Source organism: Amphritea sp. HPY (genome assembly GCF_050870985.1).
Classification (GTDB): domain Bacteria; phylum Pseudomonadota; class Gammaproteobacteria; order Pseudomonadales; family Balneatricaceae; genus Amphritea.
The window spans coordinates 4,166,928-4,191,567 of the sequence record NZ_CP194015.1 but is presented as its reverse complement, the minus strand read 5'-3'; the positions used below and the strand labels follow the sequence as shown (position 1 = coordinate 4,191,567).

13 protein-coding genes, 2 tRNA genes and 5 rRNA genes are annotated in these 24,640 nt (G+C 49.8%); 17 read left to right on the top strand and 3 right to left on the bottom strand.

Annotated features, from left to right (window positions below):
- Positions 1–167: 167 nt before the first annotated feature.
- Positions 168–1,121: a homoserine kinase gene (locus tag ACQUQM_RS18610; RefSeq protein ID WP_432471362.1), complete on the bottom strand. Its 954-nt coding sequence runs from the start codon at positions 1,119–1,121 to the stop codon at positions 168–170.
- Positions 1,122–1,141: 20 nt separating this feature from the next.
- On the bottom strand, positions 1,142–1,429 hold the full coding sequence (locus tag ACQUQM_RS18605; RefSeq protein WP_432471361.1) for a DUF2782 domain-containing protein: 288 nt from the start codon (positions 1,427–1,429) through the stop codon (positions 1,142–1,144).
- 117 nt (positions 1,430–1,546) lie between these two features.
- On the opposite strand from ACQUQM_RS18605, the gene polA reads away from it, so the two are divergent.
- Entirely contained in the window at positions 1,547–4,291 is a 2,745-nt protein-coding gene (polA, locus tag ACQUQM_RS18600; RefSeq protein ID WP_432471360.1) for a DNA polymerase I, read from the top strand.
- Positions 4,292–4,510: 219 nt separating this feature from the next.
- Here the strand turns inward: polA and yihA are convergent, their stop codons facing one another.
- Positions 4,511–5,146 carry a ribosome biogenesis GTP-binding protein YihA/YsxC gene (yihA, locus tag ACQUQM_RS18595; protein WP_432471359.1) on the bottom strand — a complete coding sequence of 212 codons (636 nt, stop codon included), beginning with the start codon at positions 5,144–5,146 and terminating at the stop codon, positions 4,511–4,513.
- A 204-nt stretch (positions 5,147–5,350) separates the two neighbouring features.
- Here yihA and ACQUQM_RS18590 point away from each other — a divergent pair, with 204 nt between their 5' ends.
- The 16 genes from ACQUQM_RS18590 to ACQUQM_RS18515 all read left to right on the top strand — a co-directional run bounded on the left by ACQUQM_RS18590 (position 5,351) and on the right by ACQUQM_RS18515 (position 24,555).
- A complete protein-coding gene (locus ACQUQM_RS18590) occupies positions 5,351–5,953 on the top strand; it encodes a c-type cytochrome (RefSeq protein WP_432471357.1) in 603 nt (200 codons plus the stop codon).
- A 232-nt stretch (positions 5,954–6,185) separates the two neighbouring features.
- Complete coding sequence (locus ACQUQM_RS18585; RefSeq protein WP_432471356.1) at positions 6,186–6,812, top strand: thiol:disulfide interchange protein DsbA/DsbL; 627 nt, start codon at positions 6,186–6,188, stop codon at positions 6,810–6,812.
- Positions 6,813–6,977: 165 nt separating this feature from the next.
- Complete coding sequence (locus tag ACQUQM_RS18580; protein ID WP_432471355.1) at positions 6,978–8,564, top strand: GGDEF domain-containing protein; 1,587 nt, start codon at positions 6,978–6,980, stop codon at positions 8,562–8,564.
- Between the two features lie 107 nt (positions 8,565–8,671).
- Entirely contained in the window at positions 8,672–10,309 is a 1,638-nt protein-coding gene (ubiB, locus tag ACQUQM_RS18575; RefSeq protein WP_432471354.1) for a ubiquinone biosynthesis regulatory protein kinase UbiB, read from the top strand.
- Positions 10,310–10,425: 116 nt separating this feature from the next.
- Entirely contained in the window at positions 10,426–10,815 is a 390-nt protein-coding gene (gene hisI, locus ACQUQM_RS18570; protein ID WP_432471352.1) for a phosphoribosyl-AMP cyclohydrolase, read from the top strand.
- 9 nt (positions 10,816–10,824) lie between these two features.
- Entirely contained in the window at positions 10,825–11,160 is a 336-nt protein-coding gene (locus tag ACQUQM_RS18565; protein ID WP_432471350.1) for a phosphoribosyl-ATP diphosphatase, read from the top strand.
- A 205-nt stretch (positions 11,161–11,365) separates the two neighbouring features.
- A complete protein-coding gene (tatA, locus tag ACQUQM_RS18560) occupies positions 11,366–11,611 on the top strand; it encodes a twin-arginine translocase TatA/TatE family subunit (protein WP_432471349.1) in 246 nt (81 codons plus the stop codon).
- 15 nt (positions 11,612–11,626) lie between these two features.
- A complete protein-coding gene (tatB, locus tag ACQUQM_RS18555) occupies positions 11,627–11,989 on the top strand; it encodes a Sec-independent protein translocase protein TatB (protein WP_432471348.1) in 363 nt (120 codons plus the stop codon).
- Positions 11,982–12,794 carry a twin-arginine translocase subunit TatC gene (tatC, locus tag ACQUQM_RS18550; RefSeq protein ID WP_432471347.1) on the top strand — a complete coding sequence of 271 codons (813 nt, stop codon included), beginning with the start codon at positions 11,982–11,984 and terminating at the stop codon, positions 12,792–12,794. Before tatB ends, tatC begins: the two co-directional genes overlap by 8 nt.
- Positions 12,795–13,661: 867 nt before the next feature.
- A 16S ribosomal RNA gene (locus ACQUQM_RS18545) occupies positions 13,662–15,202 on the top strand.
- Between the two features lie 170 nt (positions 15,203–15,372).
- A tRNA-Ile gene (locus tag ACQUQM_RS18540) sits at positions 15,373–15,449 on the top strand.
- A gap of 371 nt (positions 15,450–15,820) precedes the next feature.
- Positions 15,821–18,713 (top strand): 23S ribosomal RNA (locus ACQUQM_RS18535).
- Between the two features lie 120 nt (positions 18,714–18,833).
- Positions 18,834–18,949 (top strand): 5S ribosomal RNA (gene rrf / locus ACQUQM_RS18530).
- Between the two features lie 804 nt (positions 18,950–19,753).
- A 16S ribosomal RNA gene (locus ACQUQM_RS18525) occupies positions 19,754–21,294 on the top strand.
- Positions 21,295–21,358: 64 nt separating this feature from the next.
- Positions 21,359–21,434, top strand: a tRNA-Ala gene (locus ACQUQM_RS18520).
- Between the two features lie 228 nt (positions 21,435–21,662).
- Positions 21,663–24,555 (top strand): 23S ribosomal RNA (locus ACQUQM_RS18515).
- The 16S, 23S and 5S rRNA genes sit together here with 2 tRNA genes alongside, the layout of an rRNA operon.
- The last annotated feature ends 85 nt before the right edge of the window (positions 24,556–24,640 follow it).

Here is a 24,640-nt window from a genome sequence, read left to right as displayed (position 1 = left end):
TGCTAGAACGGCGTGCAAGCACGCCTGCTAGTGGCTAGAAAAATCAAAGGCAAAGATCAAAATCCACGCCCCCTTCTTACAAAGCACGTTTTCACTTTCCATGAAAAGAAGGCTTACTTGCTTTTTCTAGCTACTAGCTAGCCGAACTTGTTCGGCGGTCTGCTGCCTCAAGGCAGCTTGGCTGGCTTTGCAATACGGCTTAGTAAAATCCGCCGAAGTTCATCCGGGTCTTTGATCTTCTGGGTTGAATCCGGGTCCATTGCGGGGATCAGGCGTGACAGCCAGAAGCGCATCGCGGCGGTTCTTACCAGCTGGGGCCAGGCTAGGTATTCGTTGTCTTCAAATGGGCGTTCTGATGCGTATCCTTTCAGTAGTGCGTCTTCACGATCGGAATCTACACTGCCGTCAGGGTTAACGCACCAGTCGTTGGCAACGATTGCCAGATCGTATAGCAGGTAACCGGTACAAGCGTTGTAGATATCCAGGATGGCGCTTAGCTGATCACCTTCAAACAGCGCGTTGTCGTAGAACAGGTCGCCATGGATCGCGCCCTGAGGCAGGTGCCAGTCCTGCTCGCGTAATTGGTCAAACAGGTCGACTTCCTGGCGCAGCAGGTCGGCATCTTCAGTACTTAGCTTACTGGTCAGATGCTCGGATTCCCGGCGCCACCAGAATACGCCCCGGTGGGCCTGGCGCTGCAGGTAGAAGTCTTTGCCAGCAACGTGAAATTTTGCCAGTGCAGCGCCGATCTGGGTGCAATGATCCGGTGTCAGAGTTTCAAGGTGCCGGCCAGGAAAGCGCGGCTGCAGCAGAGCCGGACGGTTATGCATAGATTTCAGGGCGATGCCGTTTCTGTCCTGCAACGGGTATGGCACAGGAATATCCTGTTCCGCCAGCCAGGTGGTCAGCTCGACAAAATAGGGCATTTCGCTCTGGTTCAGCTCTTCGAACAGGGTCAGAACATACTCCTGGCGACAACCGGCATTGTCGTTCAGGGAAACGAAGTAATTGGTATTCTCAATACCGCCTTCGATGCCTTGAAAATCAACCAGTTGGCCAAGATCGAAATCCTGTAGCAGTGCCTGCAGGTCGGCGCCGCTAACGGTGGTATATACAGCCATAAAACCTATCTATTGTTAATCTACCAGCTAAAAATAATCCACTTAGGCAGCATCAGCGATGAGTTTTCAAAGCGGCTGAATTCACCTTCATCGGTGGGTACCAGATAGTAAGTCTTACCTACCACAGGTTCCACCTTTATCTCTTTCAGTTTGCCATTAATCCGGTATTCGTAATAAGTGGCTTTCTTGCCCTGGCGAATAGTGACAACAGGTTCGTTTTCATCAAATTCGGGAAGAGGCTCGGCTATCGTGGCAGGGGCCTGAAGAACCGCAAACAACAGGGCCGCCAATAACAGGACTTTTTTCATAAGATCTCCGTGTCTTTAAATCGTCCCCTTTAGTGACAGGGGCGAATCGAATATGATGGTGCATCCGGGCAGTTACCTTGCCTACACTATCCTCTGACGGACAATGACTGCAATACTATGACCGCAAATACTTCTCCCTTAATTCTAGTAGATGGTTCCTCCTATCTGTATCGCGCCTTCTTTGCCTCACAGCAAGCGGATATGCGGACGTCTGAAGGCGTTCCTACCGGTGCAGTCCGACTGGTCACCAGTATGTTGCGTAGTCTGATTAAACAGTATCCACAGAGCCCTGTTGCGGTGGTGTTTGATGCTAAGGGTAAGACCTTCCGGGACGAAATCTACACTGAATATAAAGCGCAGCGCCCGCCAATGCCGGATGATCTGCGAACCCAGATTGAGCCGATCCACAATATTGTCCGGGCGATGGGTTTTCCACTGCTGTCGGTGCCGGGCGTTGAAGCGGATGATGTCATTGGCACTATGGCCCGGGAAGCCAGCAGTAAAGGGATAGATACGATTATCTCCACAGGTGATAAGGATATGGCGCAGCTGGTGGATCAGCACGTCAGCCTGATTAATACTATGAATGACAGCCATATGGATGTTGACGGGGTAAAGGATAAATTCGGTATTCCGCCGGAGCTGATTATCGATTATCTGGCGCTGATGGGCGATAAAGTGGACAACATTCCAGGTGTACCAGGGGTCGGTGAAAAGACTGCTTTGGCGCTGTTGCAGGGTATTGGCAGTATTGAACAGCTGTATCAGAACCTGGATAACATCGCCGAGCTGGGCTTCCGTGGTTCTAAAACCATGGCAAAGAAACTGGAAGCAAATCGCGCTGAGGCGGAGCTATCTTACCTGCTGGCGACAATAAAGACCGACCTTGAGCTGGATATTAAGGTTGAAGATGTGCCTGTACCAGAGGCAGATAATGCAGCACTGATCGAGCTGTTTCAGCAGTGCGAGTTTCGTACCTGGATCAGTGATCTGGGCGAAACTTCAGGCAGCTCCCCTGCGGCAGTGGATGATGACCTTATCGCCGCTCCAGAAGTTGTTGAATACGAAACGATTCTGGATGAAAAACACTTTAAAGAATGGCTGACACGTTTGGAAAAGGCAGAGCTTTTCGCCTTTGATACTGAAACCGACAGCCTTAACTATATGGAAGCTAACCTGATCGGCCTGTCATTCTCGGTGGAACCAGGTAAAGCCGCTTATCTTCCGGTTGCCCATGATTATATGGGATCGCCATCTCAGCTTGATCGTAACTATGTGCTGGAGCAGATGAAAACGTTACTGGAAAGCGAAAACCATAAGAAAGTAGGGCAGCATATCAAATACGATATGAACGTTCTGGCTCGTTACGGTATTGAGCTTAAGGGAGTTGCTTTCGATACTATGCTCGAGTCTTATGTGCTTAATTCCACCGCGACCCGGCACAATATGGATGCCATGGCGGATACCTATCTGGACATTAAAACCGTCAAGTTTGAAGAGATAGCAGGTAAAGGCAAGAAGCAGCTGACCTTCAATCAGATCGAGATGGAACAGGCCGCGCCCTACGCTGCGGAAGATGCAGATATAACCTTACGTTTGCATCAGACTCTGAACGCTAAGTTGGCTAAAGATGCTGATCTGGAACAGGTTTTCAGTGATATCGAATTGCCACTGATACCTGTGTTGGCACGCATGGAACAACAGGGTGCCCTGGTGGACGCAACGATATTGGCCCAGCAGAGTATGGAGCACGCAGCTCGTCTGGCAGAACTTGAAACTAAGGCGCATGAATTGGCAGGGGCACCTTTTAACCTCAGTTCGCCAAAGCAGCTGCAGGAGATCTTGTTCGAACAGCAGAAGCTGCCGGTGATTAAGAAAACCCCGAAAGGCGCCCCGTCTACCGCGGAAGAGGTGTTGCAGGAGCTGGCGCTGGACTACCCATTACCGAAAATGATTATCGAGCATCGCAGCCTGAGTAAGCTGAAAAGCACTTATACCGATAAGCTGCCGCTGATGATCAATCCGGCGACGCGTCGAATTCATACCTCATACCATCAGGCCGTAACGGCAACGGGACGGTTATCTTCATCGGATCCTAACCTGCAGAATATTCCTATCAGAAGCACTGAGGGACGACGGATTCGCCAGGCATTTATCGCACCGCAAGGTTATAAAATGGTCGCGGCGGATTACTCTCAGATTGAGCTACGTATCATGGCCCACCTGTCCCAGGATCAGGGCCTGCTGAACGCGTTCGCCCACGGTGAGGATGTCCATAAGGCGACTGCTGCAGAGGTATTTAAGGTGGCGCTGGATCAGGTGACAGTGGATCAGCGGCGCAGCGCTAAAGCGATTAACTTCGGACTGATTTACGGTATGTCGGCCTTTGGCCTGGCGAAACAGCTGGGGATTGGTCGTAATGAAGCACAAAAGTACATTGAACATTACTTTGAAACATACCCCGGTGTGCAGCGTTATATGGACGATATTCGCCTGAAAGCTGCTGAAGATGGCTATGTTGAGACTCTGTTTGGCCGCCGACTGTACCTGCCGGAAATTAAAGCCAGTAACGGTATGCGGCGTCAGGCTGCAGAACGAACCGCGATCAATGCGCCGATGCAGGGGACTGCCGCGGATATCATCAAAAAGGCGATGGTCAAGGTGGATCACTGGTTGCAGAACAGTGACACCGGTGCTCGTATGATAATGCAGGTGCACGATGAACTGATTCTGGAAGTGCCAGAAGCAGAGGTCGAGAGCGTTTCTGTGCAATTAGTTGAACTGATGCAGAGTGCTGCCGATCTGGATGTGCCATTACTGGTGGAAGCGGGTATCGGGGATAACTGGGATCAGGCGCACTAAATAACAGCAATTGATAGAATCTTGCTGCGGTAGTCGAATATTGGGAACTTTTCAAATCCCTGACTACTCTTATGTATGAGGGTCACGTTCACAGTCCTTGCCAAGGTTGTGGCTCTCGATAATAAGCATGCGTTGAAGCTCTCAGTATCCCGTGTTCCCCTTACTGATCCTGAGAGCTTCTTTTTTACAGGCGTTGCCTGGTGAAGGAATGGTTAAAACCTATTCTCCATCTTCCTCATAATCGGCTTCAGCCAGCAGCCAGCCATTCAGATGATCGCGCAGTTGCTCTACACCGGTCTTCTTCAGAGCAGAAAATGCCTGAATACTGAGTCGTGGGTTGTTCTGGGCATCCAGATCACGTTTCAGTTTCAGTACCGCATTTTGCGCCGGACCTTTTTTAAGCTTGTCAGCTTTGGTCAGCAGGATATGCAGGGGCATCTCTGCTTCGATACACCAGTTAATCATCATCTGGTCGAATTCTTTCATAGGATGGCGGATATCTACCATCAGCACGACGCCGCGCAGACAATCCCTATTTTGCAGATAGTCATCGAGATGTTTCTGCCAGTGCTCTTTCATCGCAATGGGGACTTTAGCGTAGCCATAGCCAGGCAGGTCAACAATACGCACATTTTCGACATTGGTATCGAAGAAGTTAATCAGCTGAGTACGGCCCGGAGTTTTACTGGTTCTGGCCAGTTTTGCGTTTGTTAAGGTATTGATTGCGCTGGATTTACCCGCGTTGGAACGACCGGCAAAAGCAACCTCCGCACCCATGTCTTCAGGGCACTGACTGAGTTTGCTGGCACTAGTGTTAAAACGTGTCAGATGGTACTGAATTTGTGTTTGAGACATATACTTTGTGCCTATCTATCTGTTTAAACAGACTTAATCGTTCCAGTTTGTGTGGATATTAGGTTATAATGCCGCCGGAATTCTACCTGTGGCTGAGATATTACGCCAGTCCGGGTGTTGGTGGGGTAGCCCTGTTGCAATCTGATTGGGGTCAGGTTGTCGCAGAAACCGTTCGCAATTTATAGCAAGAGTCTAGGTTAGTCGATGAATAAACTACTGATCGCCTTACTGGTAAGCGTGGGTATCACGGGTGTTGCACATGCGGCGGGTGATGCTGCTGCAGGACAAACAAAAACTGCAATCTGTGCCGCATGTCACGGTTCTGATGGCAACAGCGCTGTGGGTAACTTCCCTAAGCTGGCTGGCCAGAACGAGCGTTACCTGCTGAAGCAGCTGCAGGAAATTAAAGCCGGCGACCGTCAGGTTGTCGAGATGACTGGCATGTTGACCAGCCTGAGCGATCAGGATCTGGCAGATATCTCAGCGTATTTTGCATCCCAGAATGCTCAGATCGGTGCTGCCAAAGCTGATCTGGTCGCAGCGGGTGAGAAGATCTACCGTGGCGGTGTCGAATCTAAAGGTATCTCTGCCTGTACAGCATGCCACGGTCCTAACGGTGCTGGTCTGGCATCTGCTGGTTTCCCTCAGTTGAGCGGACAGCATGCACAATACACGGAGAAGCAACTGAAGGACTTCCGCGTTGAGGCTCGTACTAACGATCCAGGTAAGATGATGCGTGATATCGCGGCTAAGATGAGCGATAAAGAGATCCAGGCAGTATCCAGCTACATTCAGGGCCTGAACTGATAGTCGGCCCAGGATTCAGTCCCGGTTAAAGAAAGGCAGCGTAAGCTGCCTTTTTTATGTCCGGGATGTATAGTGTGGCGCAAAGAACCATGGATGACGGTGCAGCGATATGTCCAGGGCAGATCGCAAGTATGTTGATGTACTTGAGCGATAATTGCTAAAAAAATGAACTTAGCCCATATTGTTGAGTCATTAAACTGACATAAATTATTGGTTTGTTGGAGAAAGTGCGATGTTTAAGAAACTTTGCCTGGGGGTATTACTGCTGGTTAGTCCGTTGCTGCTTAGCGCTGCAGAGGAGTACAAGAGTGGAGTGCATTATGAAGAGCTGGCATTCCCGGTTGCAACTGCGGATAAGTCCAAAGTTGAAGTGACCGAGGCTTTTGGTTATCTGTGCCCGCACTGTGCCAGTTTTGAACCGATGTTGCATAAGTGGTCTACCCAGCAGGCTGATGATGTTAACTTTGTTCGCCTGCCGGTTGTCTTCAGTAAGTCGTGGGAGCCGATGGCTCGTGCTTACTATTCAGCTGACCTGATGCAGGTAACTGAGAAAACCCATCAATCGACTTTCGATGCGGTGCACAAAGAGCGTCGCCGTTTCCGCAGTGTTGAGGATCTGGCTGAGTTTTATGCAGATCTGGGCGTGGATGAGGCTAAGTTCAATAAGATGGCAAACTCGTTTGCCGTTAACATGCGTATGAACCAAGGCGCCTCTAAGCTGAAAGGTTATGGGGTTCAGAGCGTTCCAACCCTGATTGTCAACGGTAAGTACCGCATCACCGCGGAAACAGCCGGCGGTCACGCGGGGATGCTGAAAGTTGCCCGGTATCTTATTGAGAAGGAGCGTCAGGCGCTGTAGTTCCGGAGCTATAGCACTGACCTGAAACAAGGGGCCGCATTTTAGCGGCCTTTTTTGTGTCCGGAATACGCTATAGGACTATCTGGGGGGGTGGTTTAAACGGAGTGGTTTCGCATAGTATTGAGGGTTAGGATCGTTGAGTACCATAGATAGGGCTGTGTAGGGATGAATCAGGAAGATTGGAAAGAGAAATATAAACAACTGGCGCTGGATATGGATGCGTTGCAAGACCGTACTGATGATAAGTCGCTTAAGCATTTATTATTTAATATGGCGGTTGCGCTGGAAGGTCAGTCGGAAATCCTGGATAGCTCCCTGGCCAACCTTCGGAATGTTCTGAAAGGAGATGAGCGGGGTAACGCTTTTGACTCAGTGGTTAAGCTGGTGGGAAAAGAGGTGCGTGGTCTGGAACAGGATCAGGAGCGATCCCGGCATGAGCTATTACAGGCGTTGCAGCGCTGGCTGCGACAGCTACGGCAGCAGTTAACTACCGACTTAAGTATAGAACGGCTGAGCCAGGCTGAAAGTGTATCTACATCGGTAGTGCATCACCCTTTGCAGCTGCCTGGTCTGATGAACGACCTGCTGGCCTTACAGGAGCCGTTGCTGGCAGAAGATAGCTATAGCCGACAAGAGCTGGTGACTAATGATCTGTCAGCTTCGTTGAGCTCAAATGGACCAGAGGTAAATGATCTTGCGGTAGAGGATGATGAGCTGCTGTTACAGCAAATTAGCGCTGAGCTACTGACGTTAATGAGTGGCCTGCATATACCTAAAGCCGATCGTGATAATGCTCGAAAGCTGATTATCGAGATTGAGCGAGGGGTTAAACTCAATACACTGCCGACGGTTATACATGATCTGGTAAAGCTGATTGCTGATGTGACAGCACACGGTGGAGCCGATTTTGAAAATTATCTGCTCAATCTGACTGGTCAACTGGCTGAAGTGCAGTCCTTTCTCGTGGATAGCCGCAAGGAGGAGGAAGTTGGTGGTCGGGAAGTATCTGAATTGAGCCGGCTTATTCATCAGGATGTTGATCAGATTCATCGGGTAGTGAGTGAGTCGATGGACCTGCATGCGCTGAAGCAAGAAGTGTCGACTCAGCTATTAGGTATCGTCAAATCGGTGGATCAGTATAAGCGCCAGGAAGACAGTCGTGAGCTGACACTCTTACAGCGTTACAAGGAGATGAATAGTCGCCTGGAGCAGATGGAGCAGGAAACGCTGAAGGTAAAAGTTCATATGGAAGCTGAGCGTTTAAAAGCGATGACTGATCCGCTGACTTCATTACCGAATCGTGCCGGTTATGATGAACAGATTGCGGCTGAGCTGGCCCGCTGGCAGCGCTATAAGCATCATTTTTCAGTGGTTGTGGCTGATCTGGATCTGTTCAAAGCGATCAATGATGGTTTCGGTCACCTGGCCGGGGACAAAGTATTGCGTCTGATCGGTAGTATCCTGACCCGACGTTGCCGCAGCACTGATTACGTAGCCCGCTACGGTGGTGAGGAGTTTGTTGTGCTGATGCCGGCAACCACCGCAGCAGAAGCAAAAATAGCGATGGAAAAAGTACGCCAGGCGATTGCTACGAGCCCCTTTAACTTTCATGGTAAGCCCGTCACAGTGACGATGTCTTTTGGCATTGCTGAAATTCAGGGGCAGGAAACAGCAGATGAACTCTTTGAAAGGGCCGATAAAGCGCTCTATAAGGCGAAGCGGGAAGGGCGTAACAGAGTTGAGCTGGGTTAAAGCTATTTACAGAAAACTGCAGTAAGATGCTGGCTCTTTACCTTCTGTATCCAAGTGGGCAATATTGCGCCTGCAATTAAACAGTCTAATAGATAACGGAACCTCCGGTGAGACGTTTACTCCGAATTTTCAAAATAGCGCGGGTCTTTGCCAGATACCGTCTCGATACTTTATTTGACCAGACTAAGCTTAGCTGGCACATACGACTGTTATTCAGTTTGATGTTCTGGCGTTATTTCGTTCCAGTTGGCAACCGCTCTCAGGGAGAGCGACTCAGGCTGGCACTGGAAGAGCTTGGACCGATTTTTATAAAGTTCGGTCAGATGCTGTCGACCCGTCGGGATCTGCTGTCAGATGATCTGGCGTTGGAACTGAAAAAGCTGCAGGACAATGTTCCGCCTTTTTCCGGTGTATACGCACAACAGCTTATCGAGCAGTCACTAGGTTCTCCGGTTGAGGAGCTGTTTGCTGAGTTTAGTGCTGAGCCGATGGCGTCAGCATCAGTGGCGCAGGTGCATGCTGCTTTGCTCTATAACGGCGAAGAGGTGGTGGTTAAGGTTATTCGTCCCGGTATCGAGCGCACAATAAAGAAAGATGTAGCCTTGTTATTTACCCTGGCTCACCTGGTTGAAAAACTCTGGGCCGAAGGTCGTCGTTTACGTCCTGTAGAAGTCGTGGCTGATTATGAAACCACTATTTTTGATGAGCTGGATCTGCGTAAAGAGGCCGCTAACTGCTCCCAGATTCGACGTAACTTTGACAACTCACCAATTCTCTATGTACCGGAAATATTCTGGGATCTGACCCGTCAGAATGTTTTGGTGATGGAGCGTATCCACGGTATACCAGTTGCTGATGTCGATCAGCTGAATGCACAAAACACGGATATGAAAAAGTTGGCGGAGCAGGGGGTGGAAATCTTCTTCACCCAGGTCTTCCGCGACAGTTTTTTTCATGCCGACATGCACCCCGGTAATATCTTTGTCTCCCGTGATAATCCATCATCGCCACAGTATATTGCTGTCGATTTTGGTATTGTCGGCTCATTAACGACAGAGGATCAGAGTTACCTGGCGCGAAACTTTCTGGCCTTCTTTCAACGGGATTACCGTCAGGTTGCTCAGTTGCATATTGATTCTGGTTGGGTACCGGAAGATACCAATGTATATGCCTTTGAAACAGCGATTCGCAGTGTCTGTGAGCCGATATTCGAAAAGCCGTTGAAAGATATCTCATTTGGTTTGGTGCTGATGGGTCTGTTCCAGACCGCCCGCCGTTTTAATATGGAGGTGCAGCCACAGCTGGTTCTGCTACAGAAAACCTTGCTTAATATCGAAGGCCTGGGGCGTCAGCTTTATCCGGAACTGGATCTATGGCAAACCGCTCAGCCGTTCCTTGAGCGCTGGATGAAAGAACGGATGGGCCCGAAAGCTGTCTACCGTACAATGAAGCAGCAAGCACCGGACTGGCTGGATAAGATGCCGCATCTGCCGCAGATGGCCTATGAAGCACTGCATCAGCTGAAGAATCTTGATGATGTGCGGCGCCGGGATATGCTGGCGTTGTCTGTCGCCCGTCAGGAGCTTAAACATCAGCGCTCACGCTGGGATCGTTTTGCCGGCGTGGCTTGTATTTTGGTGGCCGCAGCCGTAGCGGTGGATGATCCGCAAGCGACATTGGATTCATTGCCTGCGCTAAGTTGGGCGTTTAGTGGTATTGCCGCTTTTTTACTGCTACGCCGCTAAATAGAATAATTGGCTATTAGCCTTTAGAAGCCCCGCAATTCGGGGATAGCCGAGTTGTCAGGGATGGGGTATCCTTGAGCGCTTGGTCTTTGAGTGGAAATTTTGAGTTAGTATCGATGTCTGAACAATGGTTAGAACAGATTATGTGGAACAGCGACGGCCTGGTACCGGCGATCGCTCAGGATTACAAAACCGGTCGGGTGTTGATGGTGGCCTGGATGAATCGTGATTCACTGGCGCTGACGATAGCAGAAAATCGTGCTATTTACTGGTCCCGTTCCCGCCAGAAATTGTGGCGCAAAGGTGAAGAGTCCGGTCATGTTCAGCAGCTACATGATATTCGTCTCGACTGTGATGATGACGTGCTACTGTTGAGCGTCGAGCAACTGGGCGGTATCGCTTGCCACACCGGCCGGGAAAACTGTTTTTATAAAACGCTGCGCGATGGCGAATGGGTATCGGTTGAGCCGGTGCTGAAAGATCCAAATAAGATTTACGATAAATAGGTTAATTTGATGAGCGATGTATTGGCGCAGCTGGGCGATATACTGGAAGCGCGTAAGGCCGCAACAGCAGATAAATCCTATGTTGCCAGTCTGCATGCGAAAGGTTTGAATAAAATCCTGGAAAAAGTCGGCGAAGAAGCCACAGAAACCATTCTGGCGGCAAAAGATGCCGAACACAGTGGTGATAACAAAGAGCTGATCTATGAAACAGCGGACCTTTGGTTTCACACACTGGTGACGCTATCCCATCTGGGCGAGCGTCCAGAAGCGGTAATCAATGAACTGGCTCGTCGCTTTGATATGTCTGGCCTGGAAGAAAAAGCGTCCCGCACTAATAAGAGTTAGTAAGGGCAGGTTTTACGATCCGGGGATGACTACGGTCAATGGCAGTTACATCGTATGATGTATATTTCCGGGTAGTGTTTTAAAAGGTCTGCTTTCTGGTGTTCATATTTGAAGATACCAGGCGCAGATCAAAGATCGACAACGTGTATTTTCATTTGATGGGTGGCAGGAAAACTGCCCCCGATGTAAGACGGAGAGTAATAATATGTTAGGTGGTATTAGTATTTGGCAGCTGGCGATTCTGGCTCTGATTATCATTCTGCTGTTCGGCACTAAGAAACTGCGCAATATCGGTGGTGATGTGGGCAGCGCTGTAAAAGGCTTCAAGAAGGCGATGAACGAAGAGCCTAAAGAAGAAGACAAGAAGCAGCTGGAAGGTGATGCTGAATTTGAAGGCGAAAAGCCGGCAGCAAAAGACGCTGCACCGGAAGAGCCTAAATCTGACAAATAAGCGGGTAGCTTGCAGATGTTTGATATCGGCTTTGCGGAGCTACTGATTATCGGTGTTGTCGGTCTGGTGGTATTAGGACCGGATAAGATGCCTGTTGCCGCCCGTACCGTAGGGTTATGGGTTGGTAAGGCACGGCGCACAATTAGCGGTATTCAGTCAGAGATAAATGAAGAGCTGCGGCTGGACGAGATGAAGCGTCAGGTCGCTATACAGAAAGAGGATCTGGACAAAGAGTTGAATGAGATGCGAGAACCATTCTCAGGAACTCTGGATTCCAATTCCCCTGTGGCCAATAGCGCTGCCAAGCCTGTGAATGACAGTAATGACTCCGCAGTAGCAGGCGGATCGCAAGAGAGTAAGCCGAAGGCCGATGATTGATCCTAACCATGACCTGCCAGAGCAGGACCAGGAACAACCTTTTATCTCCCATCTGGTAGAGCTGCGAACCCGTATGATGCGGGCGTTGTTAGTAATATTGGTACTGTTTCTTGGTTTGTTCTATTTCGCCAATGATCTGTATTCGATGCTGTCTGAGCCTTTGACTGCACTGCTGCCGGAAGGCACCAGTATGATCGCAACGGATGTGACATCACCATTCTTTGCGCCGTTTAAACTGACTTTGGTGGCATCGATCTTCCTGGCGATGCCATTTATATTGCATCAGATCTGGGGGTTTATTGCACCGGGACTGTATAAGCACGAAAAAAAGCTAGCGATACCATTATTGGCTTCCAGTATATTTCTGTTCTACTCAGGGATGGCTTTCGCCTACTTTGTTGTATTTCCGATCATCTTTGGCTTTTTTACCAGCGTAGGTCCGGAAAACGTGGCAGTGATGACAGATATCAGCAGCTATCTGAACTTCGTCCTGAAATTGTTCTTTGCTTTCGGTGTGGTGTTCGAGATCCCCATTGCTACTTTGCTGATAGTCTGGAGTGGCATGACCGATGTACAAAGTCTGCGTGCCAAGCGTGCTTATGTGATCGTCGGTTGTTTCGTAATGGGTATGTTGCTGACTCCGCCGGACGTTATTTCACAAACCCTGCTGGCGTTTCCAATGTGGTTGCTGTTTGAGCTGGGTATTGTGCTGGCCGTTATCGTTGGTAAGCGAGAAAAAGGCGAAGAGGAAGGCGACGAGTTCGAAGAAGCGATGCAAGAGGAAGACGAGAATAAAAACGCGTAGCAGCGCGGAGCTTCGCTAAGTGGCTAGAACGTCGCTGCGCGACTTGCTAGATCGGAAGGTAAACCTTCCTGCTAGTGGCTAGAAAAAGCAAAACCAAAAACCGCCGTCAGGCGGTTTTTGAGTTTTGGCGGAGCCAAAACGAACACAGTGGCGAGACCGCCAAACAAGTTTGGCTCGCTAGAACGTCACTACGTGACTTGCTAGTAGCTAGAAAAATCAAAAGCCAGTTCAAAAACGACAGTCAAAAGCAAAAACAAAATCCCCACCGCTTTTCCATACACCTGCGTTTTCTCCATATTCAGTTAAGAAGGTTTTTTCTAGCCACTAGCAGTAGCGCTTGCGCTACGTTCTAGCGAGCGACGCAGTCGCGGTCTAGCCACTTGTCTTATCGAAGTGCGATGTTTTTCATAAAAACGACACTATTTTGTGCCCGGCGGTTGACTCCTCTGCCAGTCGATGTAGAATGCGCTTCCTCGCTTGAGACAGCAGCCGGCAACGGCCACTGAGACAGGTTGAGGTGTTGAGTTTAACTCTTTGAAAAACAGAGTTTTTTAAACGAATTAATCACAACATGAAGCACAACGGTTTGTTTGTAAGTTTATTACAACTTCTCAAATAAAACGGTTGACTTCAACAGGGTGTTGAGTAGAATACGCACCTCGCTTGAGACGACACACCGGCAACGGTTTGAGTCACTCAGGCATCGCTCTTTAACAGATTGATCAGATAATTCGTGTGGGCGCTTGTTGAGATGGAGCACAAAAGCTTTATCAAAGACAAAGCGACCATATGTGAATTCATTTACATGTAGTTGTTTAGTACTTTGAGCTAGATTTACAGAATGTCTTTTTCCGACATTCTTGATTTAAACTGAAGAGTTTGATCATGGCTCAGATTGAACGCTGGCGGCAGGCCTAACACATGCAAGTCGAGCGGTAACATTTCTAGCTTGCTAGAAGATGACGAGCGGCGGACGGGTGAGTAACGCGTAGAAATCTACCTAGTAGTGGGGGATAGCCCAGAGAAATTTGGATTAATACCGCATACGTCCTACGGGAGAAAGCGGGGGATCTTCGGACCTCGTGCTATTAGATGAGTCTGCGTCGGATTAGCTTGTTGGTGAGGTAATGGCTCACCAAGGCGACGATCCGTAGCTGGTCTGAGAGGATGACCAGCCACACTGGAACTGAGACACGGTCCAGACTCCTACGGGAGGCAGCAGTGGGGAATATTGCACAATGGGCGCAAGCCTGATGCAGCCATGCCGCGTGTGTGAAGAAGGCCTTCGGGTTGTAAAGCACTTTCAGCAGTGAGGAAAGGGGTGTCGTTAATAGCGGCATCCTGTGACGTTAACTGCAGAAGAAGGACCGGCTAACTCCGTGCCAGCAGCCGCGGTAATACGGAGGGTCCAAGCGTTAATCGGAATTACTGGGCGTAAAGCGCGCGTAGGCGGTTTGTTAAGTCAGATGTGAAAGCCCCGGGCTCAACCTGGGAACTGCATCTGATACTGGCAAACTAGAGTACAGAAGAGGGTGGTGGAATTTCCTGTGTAGCGGTGAAATGCGTAGATATAGGAAGGAACACCAGTGGCGAAGGCGACCACCTGGTCTGATACTGACGCTGAGGTGCGAAAGCGTGGGGAGCAAACAGGATTAGATACCCTGGTAGTCCACGCCGTAAACGATGTCTACTAGCCGTTGGGAGACTTGATCTCTTAGTGGCGCAGCTAACGCACTAAGTAGACCGCCTGGGGAGTACGGCCGCAAGGTTAAAACTCAAATGAATTGACGGGGGCCCGCACAAGCGGTGGAGCATGTGGTTTAATTCGACGCAACGCGAAGAACCTTACCTACTCTTGAAATCCAGAGAATTCGCTAGAGATAGCTTAGTGCCTTCGGGAACTCTGTGACAGGTGCTGCATGGCTGTCGTCAGCTCGTGTTGTGAAATGTTGGGTTAAGTCCCGTAACGAGCGCAACCCTTGTCCTTATTTGCCAGCACGTAATGGTGGGAACTCTAAGGAGACTGCCGGTGACAAACCGGAGGAAGGTGGGGACGACGTCAAGTCATCATGGCCCTTACGAGTAGGGCTACACACGTGCTACAATGGCCGGTACAGAGGGCTGCAAACCTGCGAGGGGGAGCTAATCTCAGAAAACCGGTCGTAGTCCGGATTGGAGTCTGCAACTCGACTCCATGAAGTCGGAATCGCTAGTAATCGCGAATCAGAATGTCGCGGTGAATACGTTCCCGGGCCTTGTACACACCGCCCGTCACACCATGGGAGTGGATTGCACCAGAAGTAGCTAGCTTAACCTTCGGGAGGGCGGTTACCACGGTGTGGTTCATGACTGGGGTGAAGTCGTAACAAGGTAGCCCTAGGGGAACCTGGGGCTGGATCACCTCCTTAAACGATAGCGAAATCTTAGCAAGCGTTCACACGAATTATCTGATCACTGATAGAGAGAGCGAATTGGTTCTAACCAATGTAAAAGCTTGTAGCTCAGCTGGTTGGAGCGCACCCCTGCTTTTAATAAAGAGTGGGTGAGGTCAAACCGATAAGAGAACAGGTTATGAAATAGGCTTGTAGCTCAGCTGGTTAGAGCGCACCCCTGATAAGGGTGAGGTCGGTGGTTCAAGTCCACTCAGGCCTACCATTTTAAAGCTTCGGCTAGGTAGATGGTTAGTTAGAACTGAAAGCCAGCTCAGCTGGTTAGAACGCATCCCACACTTCATCTAAAAGAAGGGGGTGAGGTCGGTGGTTCAAGTCCACTCAGGCCTGCCAAGTAATCACATATTATCTGGTCAATCCGCTCTGTAAAGACAGAGTTTTAAAAAATATCTGCGCAGTTTGCAGCTATCTTTTAAAGCTTTTTGCTTTAAACGCTCTTTAACAATTGAATCCTGTAACGAGAATGAAAAATATGTACAAGCGCTAATCCGGCGTAAATGTATCGTTATTTCATCGTCATTGAAAAATGACATGAAGTTTTATCAGTCTCTTCGATCAGACCCTTTTGGGTTATATGGTCAAGTGACTAAGCGTGCACGGTGGATGCCTTGGCAGTCAGAGGCGATGAAGGACGTGTTAACCTGCGATAAGGTTCGGGGAGCCGGTAAATGGGCTTTGATCCGAACATTTCCGAATGGGGAAACCCACCCAGTATAAGCTGGGTATCTCTTAAGTGAATACATAACTTTTGAGAGGCGAACCCGGGGAACTGAAACATCTAAGTACCCGGAGGAAAAGAAATCAACCGAGATTCCCCTAGTAGCGGCGAGCGAACGGGGACCAGCCCTTAAGCTGTAATGTAGTTAGCAGAACACTCTGGAAAGTGTGGCGATAGTGGGTGATAGCCCCGTATGCGAAAACTTACTTACAGTGAAATCGAGTAGGACGGGACACGTGATATCCTGTCTGAATATGGGGGGACCATCCTCCAAGGCTAAATACTCCTGACTGACCGATAGTGAACCAGTACCGTGAGGGAAAGGCGAAAAGAACCCCTGTGAGGGGAGTGAAATAGAACCTGAAACCGTGTACGTACAAGCAGTGGGAGCGGTCCTTGAGACCGTGACTGCGTACCTTTTGTATAATGGGTCAGCGACTTAATTTTAGTAGCAAGGTTAACCGTTTAGGGGAGCCGTAGGGAAACCGAGTCTTAATAGGGCGTACAGTTGCTAGGATTAGACCCGAAACCGAGCGATCTATCCATGGGCAGGTTGAAGGTTGAGTAACATCAACTGGAGGACCGAACCGACTGTCGTTGAAAAGCCAGCGGATGACTTGTGGATCGGAGTGAAAGGCTAATCAAGCTCGGAGATAGCTGGTTCTCCTCGAAAGCTATTTAGGTAGCGCCTCATATCTCACCTACGGGGGTAGAGCACTGTTTCGGCTAGGGGGTCATCCCGACTTACCAACCCGATGCAAACTCCGAATACCGTAGAGTGCAATTATGGGAGACACACGGCGGGTGCTAACGTCCGTCGTGAAAAGGGAAACAACCCAGACCGTCAGCTAAGGTCCCAAAGTTATGGTTAAGTGGGAAACGATGTGGGAAGGCTCAGACAGCTAGGAGGTTGGCTTAGAAGCAGCCACCCTTTAAAGAAAGCGTAATAGCTCACTAGTCGAGTCGGCCTGCGCGGAAGATATAACGGGGCTCAAACCATACACCGAAGCTACGGACGCAATTTATTGCGTGGTAGAGGAGCGTTCTGTAAGCCGTTGAAGGGAAAGCTGAGAAGCATCCTGGAGGTATCAGAAGTGCGAATGCTGACATGAGTAACGATAAGGGGAGTGAAAAACTCCCCCGCCGGAAGACCAAGGGTTCCTATCCAATGCTAATCAGGGTAGGGTGAGTCGACCCCTAAGGCGAGGCTGAAGAGCGTAGTCGATGGGAAACAGGTTAATATTCCTGTACTTTTTGTTATTGCGATGGGGTGACGGAGTAGGCTAGGCCGGCACGGCGTTGGTTGTCCGTGTTTAAGGCAGTAGGCTGAGATCTTAGGAAAATCCGGGATCTCATACGGCTGAGAGCTGATGACGAGTCCTCTTTTGGACGAAGTGGTTGATGCCATGCTTCCAGGAAAAACCTCTAAGCTTCAGATAACAAGAAATCGTACCCCAAACCGACACAGGTGGTCAGGTAGAGAATACCAAGGCGCTTGAGAGAACTCGGGTGAAGGAACTAGGCAAAATGGTACCGTAACTTCGGGAGAAGGTACGCCGCTGACGGTGATGGGATTTACTCCCTAAGCTGTTGGTGGTCGAAGATACTAGGTGGCTGCGACTGTTTATTAAAAACACAGCACTCTGCAAACACGAAAGTGGACGTATAGGGTGTGACGCCTGCCCGGTGCTTGAAGGTTAATTGATGGGGTTAGCTTCGGCGAAGCTCTTGATCGAAGCCCAAGTAAACGGCGGCCGTAACTATAACGGTCCTAAGGTAGCGAAATTCCTTGTCGGGTAAGTTCCGACCTGCACGAATGGCGTAACGATGGCCACACTGTCTCCACCCGAGACTCAGTGAAATTGAAATTGCGGTTAAGATGCCGTATATCCGCGGCTAGACGGAAAGACCCCGTGAACCTTTACTATAGCTTCGCAGTGGACTTTGATATTACTTGTGTAGGATAGCTGGGAGGCTTTGAAACCTGGACGCCAGTTCAGGTGGAGCCAATCTTGAAATACCAGCCTGGTAATATTGAGGTTCTAACTCAGGTCCCTTATCGGGATCGAGGACATTGTGTGGTGGGTAGTTTGACTGGGGCGGTCTCCTCCTAAAGAGTAACGGAGGAGTACGAAGGTGCGCTCAGCATGGTCGGAAATCATGCATTGAGTATAAAGGCAAAAGCGCGCTTGACTGCGAGACAGACACGTCGAGCAGGTACGAAAGTAGGTCTTAGTGATCCGGTGGTTCTGTATGGAAGGGCCATCGCTCAACGGATAAAAGGTACTCCGGGGATAACAGGCTGATACCGCCCAAGAGTTCACATCGACGGCGGTGTTTGGCACCTCGATGTCGGCTCATCACATCCTGGGGCTGAAGCCGGTCCCAAGGGTATGGCTGTTCGCCATTTAAAGTGGTACGCGAGCTGGGTTTAGAACGTCGTGAGACAGTTCGGTCCCTATCTGCCGTGGACGTTTGAGATTTGAGAAGAGTTGCTCCTAGTACGAGAGGACCGGAGTGAACGAACCTCTGGTGTTCGGGTTGTCATGCCAATGGCATTGCCCGGTAGCTATGTTCGGACAGGATAACCGCTGAAAGCATCTAAGCGGGAAGCCCCCTTCAAGATGAGATCTCACTGGGGCCTTGAGCCCCCTGAAGAGCCGTTCAAGACCAGGACGTTGATAGGCTGGGTGTGTAAGCGTTGTGAGGCGTTGAGCTAACCAGTACTAATTGCTCGTGAGGCTTGACCATATAACGCCAAAAGCGTTTGTTGAGCTGATAGATTAAGATACACTGTTCGATAAGAACAGACGAAGGATTAGAGCTTGTACTCTCCTTCTCTTACAGGATTACTTTTGTTAACAGTTTTTGCTTGGCGACCATAGCGAGATGGAACCACCCGATCCCTTACCGAACTCGGAAGTGAAACGTCTTAGCGCCAATGGTAGTGTAGGGTTTCCTTATGCGAGAGTAGGTCATCGCCAAGCACCAAATTACGGAAAGCCCCGATCACTTTGTGATCGGGGTTTTTTCGTTTTGGGCTGACGCCAAAACGAAAGACCGTGGCTAGAACGTCGCTGCGCGACTCGCTAGACCGCCGAACACGTTCGGCTAGCTAGTGGCTAGAAAAATCAAAAGCCAGGTCAAAGTCAAAAGCACAGTCAAAAGCTATAAACAGAGTCCCCCTTACATCAGCGTTTTCACCTAACTCATTTAAGAAGGCTCTTCCGAGCCACGAGCAACGAACGAGCCGCGCAGCGGCGGTCGAGCCACGTGTCTGTAAGAACTAACCAAGTTTTCGACACAATTCACACTTTTTCTTAGCCCGACTGTTGACTCCTCTGCCAGTCGATGTAGAATGCGCTTCCTCGCTTGAGACAGCAGCCGGCAACGGCCACTGAGACAGGTTGAGGTGTTGAGTTTAACTCTTTGAAAAACAGAGTTTTTTAAACGAATTAATCACAACATGAAGCACAACGGTTTGTTTGTAAGTTTATTACAACTTCTCAAATAAAACGGTTGACTTCAACAGGGTGTTGAGTAGAATACGCACCTCGCTTGAGACGGCGGAAGCGACAAGCTTTCGCAAGTAGCTGAAGAATTCAGCATGCATTAGTCACTCAGGCAACGCTCTTTAACAGATTGATCAGATAATTCGTGTGGGCGCTTGTTGAGATGGAGCACAAAAGCTTTATCAAAGACAAAGCGACCATATGTGAATTCATTTACATGTAGTTGTTTAGTACTTTGAGCTAGATTTACAGAATGTCTTTTTCCGACATTCTTGATTTAAACTGAAGAGTTTGATCATGGCTCAGATTGAACGCTGGCGGCAGGCCTAACACATGCAAGTCGAGCGGTAACATTTCTAGCTTGCTAGAAGATGACGAGCGGCGGACGGGTGAGTAACGCGTAGAAATCTACCTAGTAGTGGGGGATAGCCCAGAGAAATTTGGATTAATACCGCATACGTCCTACGGGAGAAAGCGGGGGATCTTCGGACCTCGTGCTATTAGATGAGTCTGCGTCGGATTAGCTTGTTGGTGAGGTAATGGCTCACCAAGGCGACGATCCGTAGCTGGTCTGAGAGGATGACCAGCCACACTGGAACTGAGACACGGTCCAGACTCCTACGGGAGGCAGCAGTGGGGAATATTGCACAATGGGCGCAAGCCTGATGCAGCCATGCCGCGTGTGTGAAGAAGGCCTTCGGGTTGTAAAGCACTTTCAGCAGTGAGGAAAGGGGTGTCGTTAATAGCGGCATCCTGTGACGTTAACTGCAGAAGAAGGACCGGCTAACTCCGTGCCAGCAGCCGCGGTAATACGGAGGGTCCAAGCGTTAATCGGAATTACTGGGCGTAAAGCGCGCGTAGGCGGTTTGTTAAGTCAGATGTGAAAGCCCCGGGCTCAACCTGGGAACTGCATCTGATACTGGCAAACTAGAGTACAGAAGAGGGTGGTGGAATTTCCTGTGTAGCGGTGAAATGCGTAGATATAGGAAGGAACACCAGTGGCGAAGGCGACCACCTGGTCTGATACTGACGCTGAGGTGCGAAAGCGTGGGGAGCAAACAGGATTAGATACCCTGGTAGTCCACGCCGTAAACGATGTCTACTAGCCGTTGGGAGACTTGATCTCTTAGTGGCGCAGCTAACGCACTAAGTAGACCGCCTGGGGAGTACGGCCGCAAGGTTAAAACTCAAATGAATTGACGGGGGCCCGCACAAGCGGTGGAGCATGTGGTTTAATTCGACGCAACGCGAAGAACCTTACCTACTCTTGAAATCCAGAGAATTCGCTAGAGATAGCTTAGTGCCTTCGGGAACTCTGTGACAGGTGCTGCATGGCTGTCGTCAGCTCGTGTTGTGAAATGTTGGGTTAAGTCCCGTAACGAGCGCAACCCTTGTCCTTATTTGCCAGCACGTAATGGTGGGAACTCTAAGGAGACTGCCGGTGACAAACCGGAGGAAGGTGGGGACGACGTCAAGTCATCATGGCCCTTACGAGTAGGGCTACACACGTGCTACAATGGCCGGTACAGAGGGCTGCAAACCTGCGAGGGGGAGCTAATCTCAGAAAACCGGTCGTAGTCCGGATTGGAGTCTGCAACTCGACTCCATGAAGTCGGAATCGCTAGTAATCGCGAATCAGAATGTCGCGGTGAATACGTTCCCGGGCCTTGTACACACCGCCCGTCACACCATGGGAGTGGATTGCACCAGAAGTAGCTAGCTTAACCTTCGGGAGGGCGGTTACCACGGTGTGGTTCATGACTGGGGTGAAGTCGTAACAAGGTAGCCCTAGGGGAACCTGGGGCTGGATCACCTCCTTAAACGATAGCGAAATCTTAGCAAGCGTTCACACGAATTATCTGATCTTCTTTAGAGAGAGCAACTGGGGCTATAGCTCAGCTGGGAGAGCGCCTGCTTTGCACGCAGGAGGTCTGCGGTTCGATCCCGCATAGCTCCACCATTTCTTCTTAACTGAAGAATACCCAAAAGCTCTAAAACATACTCACTGCTTAAGTGACTATCTTTTAAAGCTTTTTGCTTTAAACGCTCTTTAACAATTGAATCCTGTAACGAGAATGAAAAATATGTACAAGCGCTAATCCGGCGTAAATGTATCGTTATTTCATCGTCATTGAAAAATGACATGAAGTTTTATCAGTCTCTTCGATCAGACCCTTTTGGGTTATATGGTCAAGTGACTAAGCGTGCACGGTGGATGCCTTGGCAGTCAGAGGCGATGAAGGACGTGTTAACCTGCGATAAGGTTCGGGGAGCCGGTAAATGGGCTTTGATCCGAACATTTCCGAATGGGGAAACCCACCCAGTATAAGCTGGGTATCTCTTAAGTGAATACATAACTTTTGAGAGGCGAACCCGGGGAACTGAAACATCTAAGTACCCGGAGGAAAAGAAATCAACCGAGATTCCCCTAGTAGCGGCGAGCGAACGGGGACCAGCCCTTAAGCTGTAATGTAGTTAGCAGAACACTCTGGAAAGTGTGGCGATAGTGGGTGATAGCCCCGTATGCGAAAACTTACTTACAGTGAAATCGAGTAGGACGGGACACGTGATATCCTGTCTGAATATGGGGGGACCATCCTCCAAGGCTAAATACTCCTGACTGACCGATAGTGAACCAGTACCGTGAGGGAAAGGCGAAAAGAACCCCTGTGAGGGGAGTGAAATAGAACCTGAAACCGTGTACGTACAAGCAGTGGGAGCGGTCCTTGAGACCGTGACTGCGTACCTTTTGTATAATGGGTCAGCGACTTAATTTTAGTAGCAAGGTTAACCGTTTAGGGGAGCCGTAGGGAAACCGAGTCTTAATAGGGCGTACAGTTGCTAGGATTAGACCCGAAACCGAGCGATCTATCCATGGGCAGGTTGAAGGTTGAGTAACATCAACTGGAGGACCGAACCGACTGTCGTTGAAAAGCCAGCGGATGACTTGTGGATCGGAGTGAAAGGCTAATCAAGCTCGGAGATAGCTGGTTCTCCTCGAAAGCTATTTAGGTAGCGCCTCATATCTCACCTACGGGGGTAGAGCACTGTTTCGGCTAGGGGGTCATCCCGACTTACCAACCCGATGCAAACTCCGAATACCGTAGAGTGCAATTATGGGAGACACACGGCGGGTGCTAACGTCCGTCGTGAAAAGGGAAACAACCCAGACCGTCAGCTAAGGTCCCAAAGTTATGGTTAAGTGGGAAACGATGTGGGAAGGCTCAGACAGCTAGGAGGTTGGCTTAGAAGCAGCCACCCTTTAAAGAAAGCGTAATAGCTCACTAGTCGAGTCGGCCTGCGCGGAAGATATAACGGGGCTCAAACCATACACCGAAGCTACGGACGCAATTTATTGCGTGGTAGAGGAGCGTTCTGTAAGCCGTTGAAGGGAAAGCTGAGAAGCATCCTGGAGGTATCAGAAGTGCGAATGCTGACATGAGTAACGATAAGGGGAGTGAAAAACTCCCCCGCCGGAAGACCAAGGGTTCCTATCCAATGCTAATCAGGGTAGGGTGAGTCGACCCCTAAGGCGAGGCTGAAGAGCGTAGTCGATGGGAAACAGGTTAATATTCCTGTACTTTTTGTTATTGCGATGGGGTGACGGAGTAGGCTAGGCCGGCACGGCGTTGGTTGTCCGTGTTTAAGGCAGTAGGCTGAGATCTTAGGAAAATCCGGGATCTCATACGGCTGAGAGCTGATGACGAGTCCTCTTTTGGACGAAGTGGTTGATGCCATGCTTCCAGGAAAAACCTCTAAGCTTCAGATAACAAGAAATCGTACCCCAAACCGACACAGGTGGTCAGGTAGAGAATACCAAGGCGCTTGAGAGAACTCGGGTGAAGGAACTAGGCAAAATGGTACCGTAACTTCGGGAGAAGGTACGCCGCTGACGGTGATGGGATTTACTCCCTAAGCTGTTGGTGGTCGAAGATACTAGGTGGCTGCGACTGTTTATTAAAAACACAGCACTCTGCAAACACGAAAGTGGACGTATAGGGTGTGACGCCTGCCCGGTGCTTGAAGGTTAATTGATGGGGTTAGCTTCGGCGAAGCTCTTGATCGAAGCCCAAGTAAACGGCGGCCGTAACTATAACGGTCCTAAGGTAGCGAAATTCCTTGTCGGGTAAGTTCCGACCTGCACGAATGGCGTAACGATGGCCACACTGTCTCCACCCGAGACTCAGTGAAATTGAAATTGCGGTTAAGATGCCGTATATCCGCGGCTAGACGGAAAGACCCCGTGAACCTTTACTATAGCTTCGCAGTGGACTTTGATATTACTTGTGTAGGATAGCTGGGAGGCTTTGAAACCTGGACGCCAGTTCAGGTGGAGCCAATCTTGAAATACCAGCCTGGTAATATTGAGGTTCTAACTCAGGTCCCTTATCGGGATCGAGGACATTGTGTGGTGGGTAGTTTGACTGGGGCGGTCTCCTCCTAAAGAGTAACGGAGGAGTACGAAGGTGCGCTCAGCATGGTCGGAAATCATGCATTGAGTATAAAGGCAAAAGCGCGCTTGACTGCGAGACAGACACGTCGAGCAGGTACGAAAGTAGGTCTTAGTGATCCGGTGGTTCTGTATGGAAGGGCCATCGCTCAACGGATAAAAGGTACTCCGGGGATAACAGGCTGATACCGCCCAAGAGTTCACATCGACGGCGGTGTTTGGCACCTCGATGTCGGCTCATCACATCCTGGGGCTGAAGCCGGTCCCAAGGGTATGGCTGTTCGCCATTTAAAGTGGTACGCGAGCTGGGTTTAGAACGTCGTGAGACAGTTCGGTCCCTATCTGCCGTGGACGTTTGAGATTTGAGAAGAGTTGCTCCTAGTACGAGAGGACCGGAGTGAACGAACCTCTGGTGTTCGGGTTGTCATGCCAATGGCATTGCCCGGTAGCTATGTTCGGACAGGATAACCGCTGAAAGCATCTAAGCGGGAAGCCCCCTTCAAGATGAGATCTCACTGGGGCCTTGAGCCCCCTGAAGAGCCGTTCAAGACCAGGACGTTGATAGGCTGGGTGTGTAAGCGTTGTGAGGCGTTGAGCTAACCAGTACTAATTGCTCGTGAGGCTTGACCATATAACGCCAAAAGCGTTTGTTGAGCTGATAGATTAAGATACACTGTTCGATAAGAACAGACGAAGGATTAGAGCTTGTACTCTCC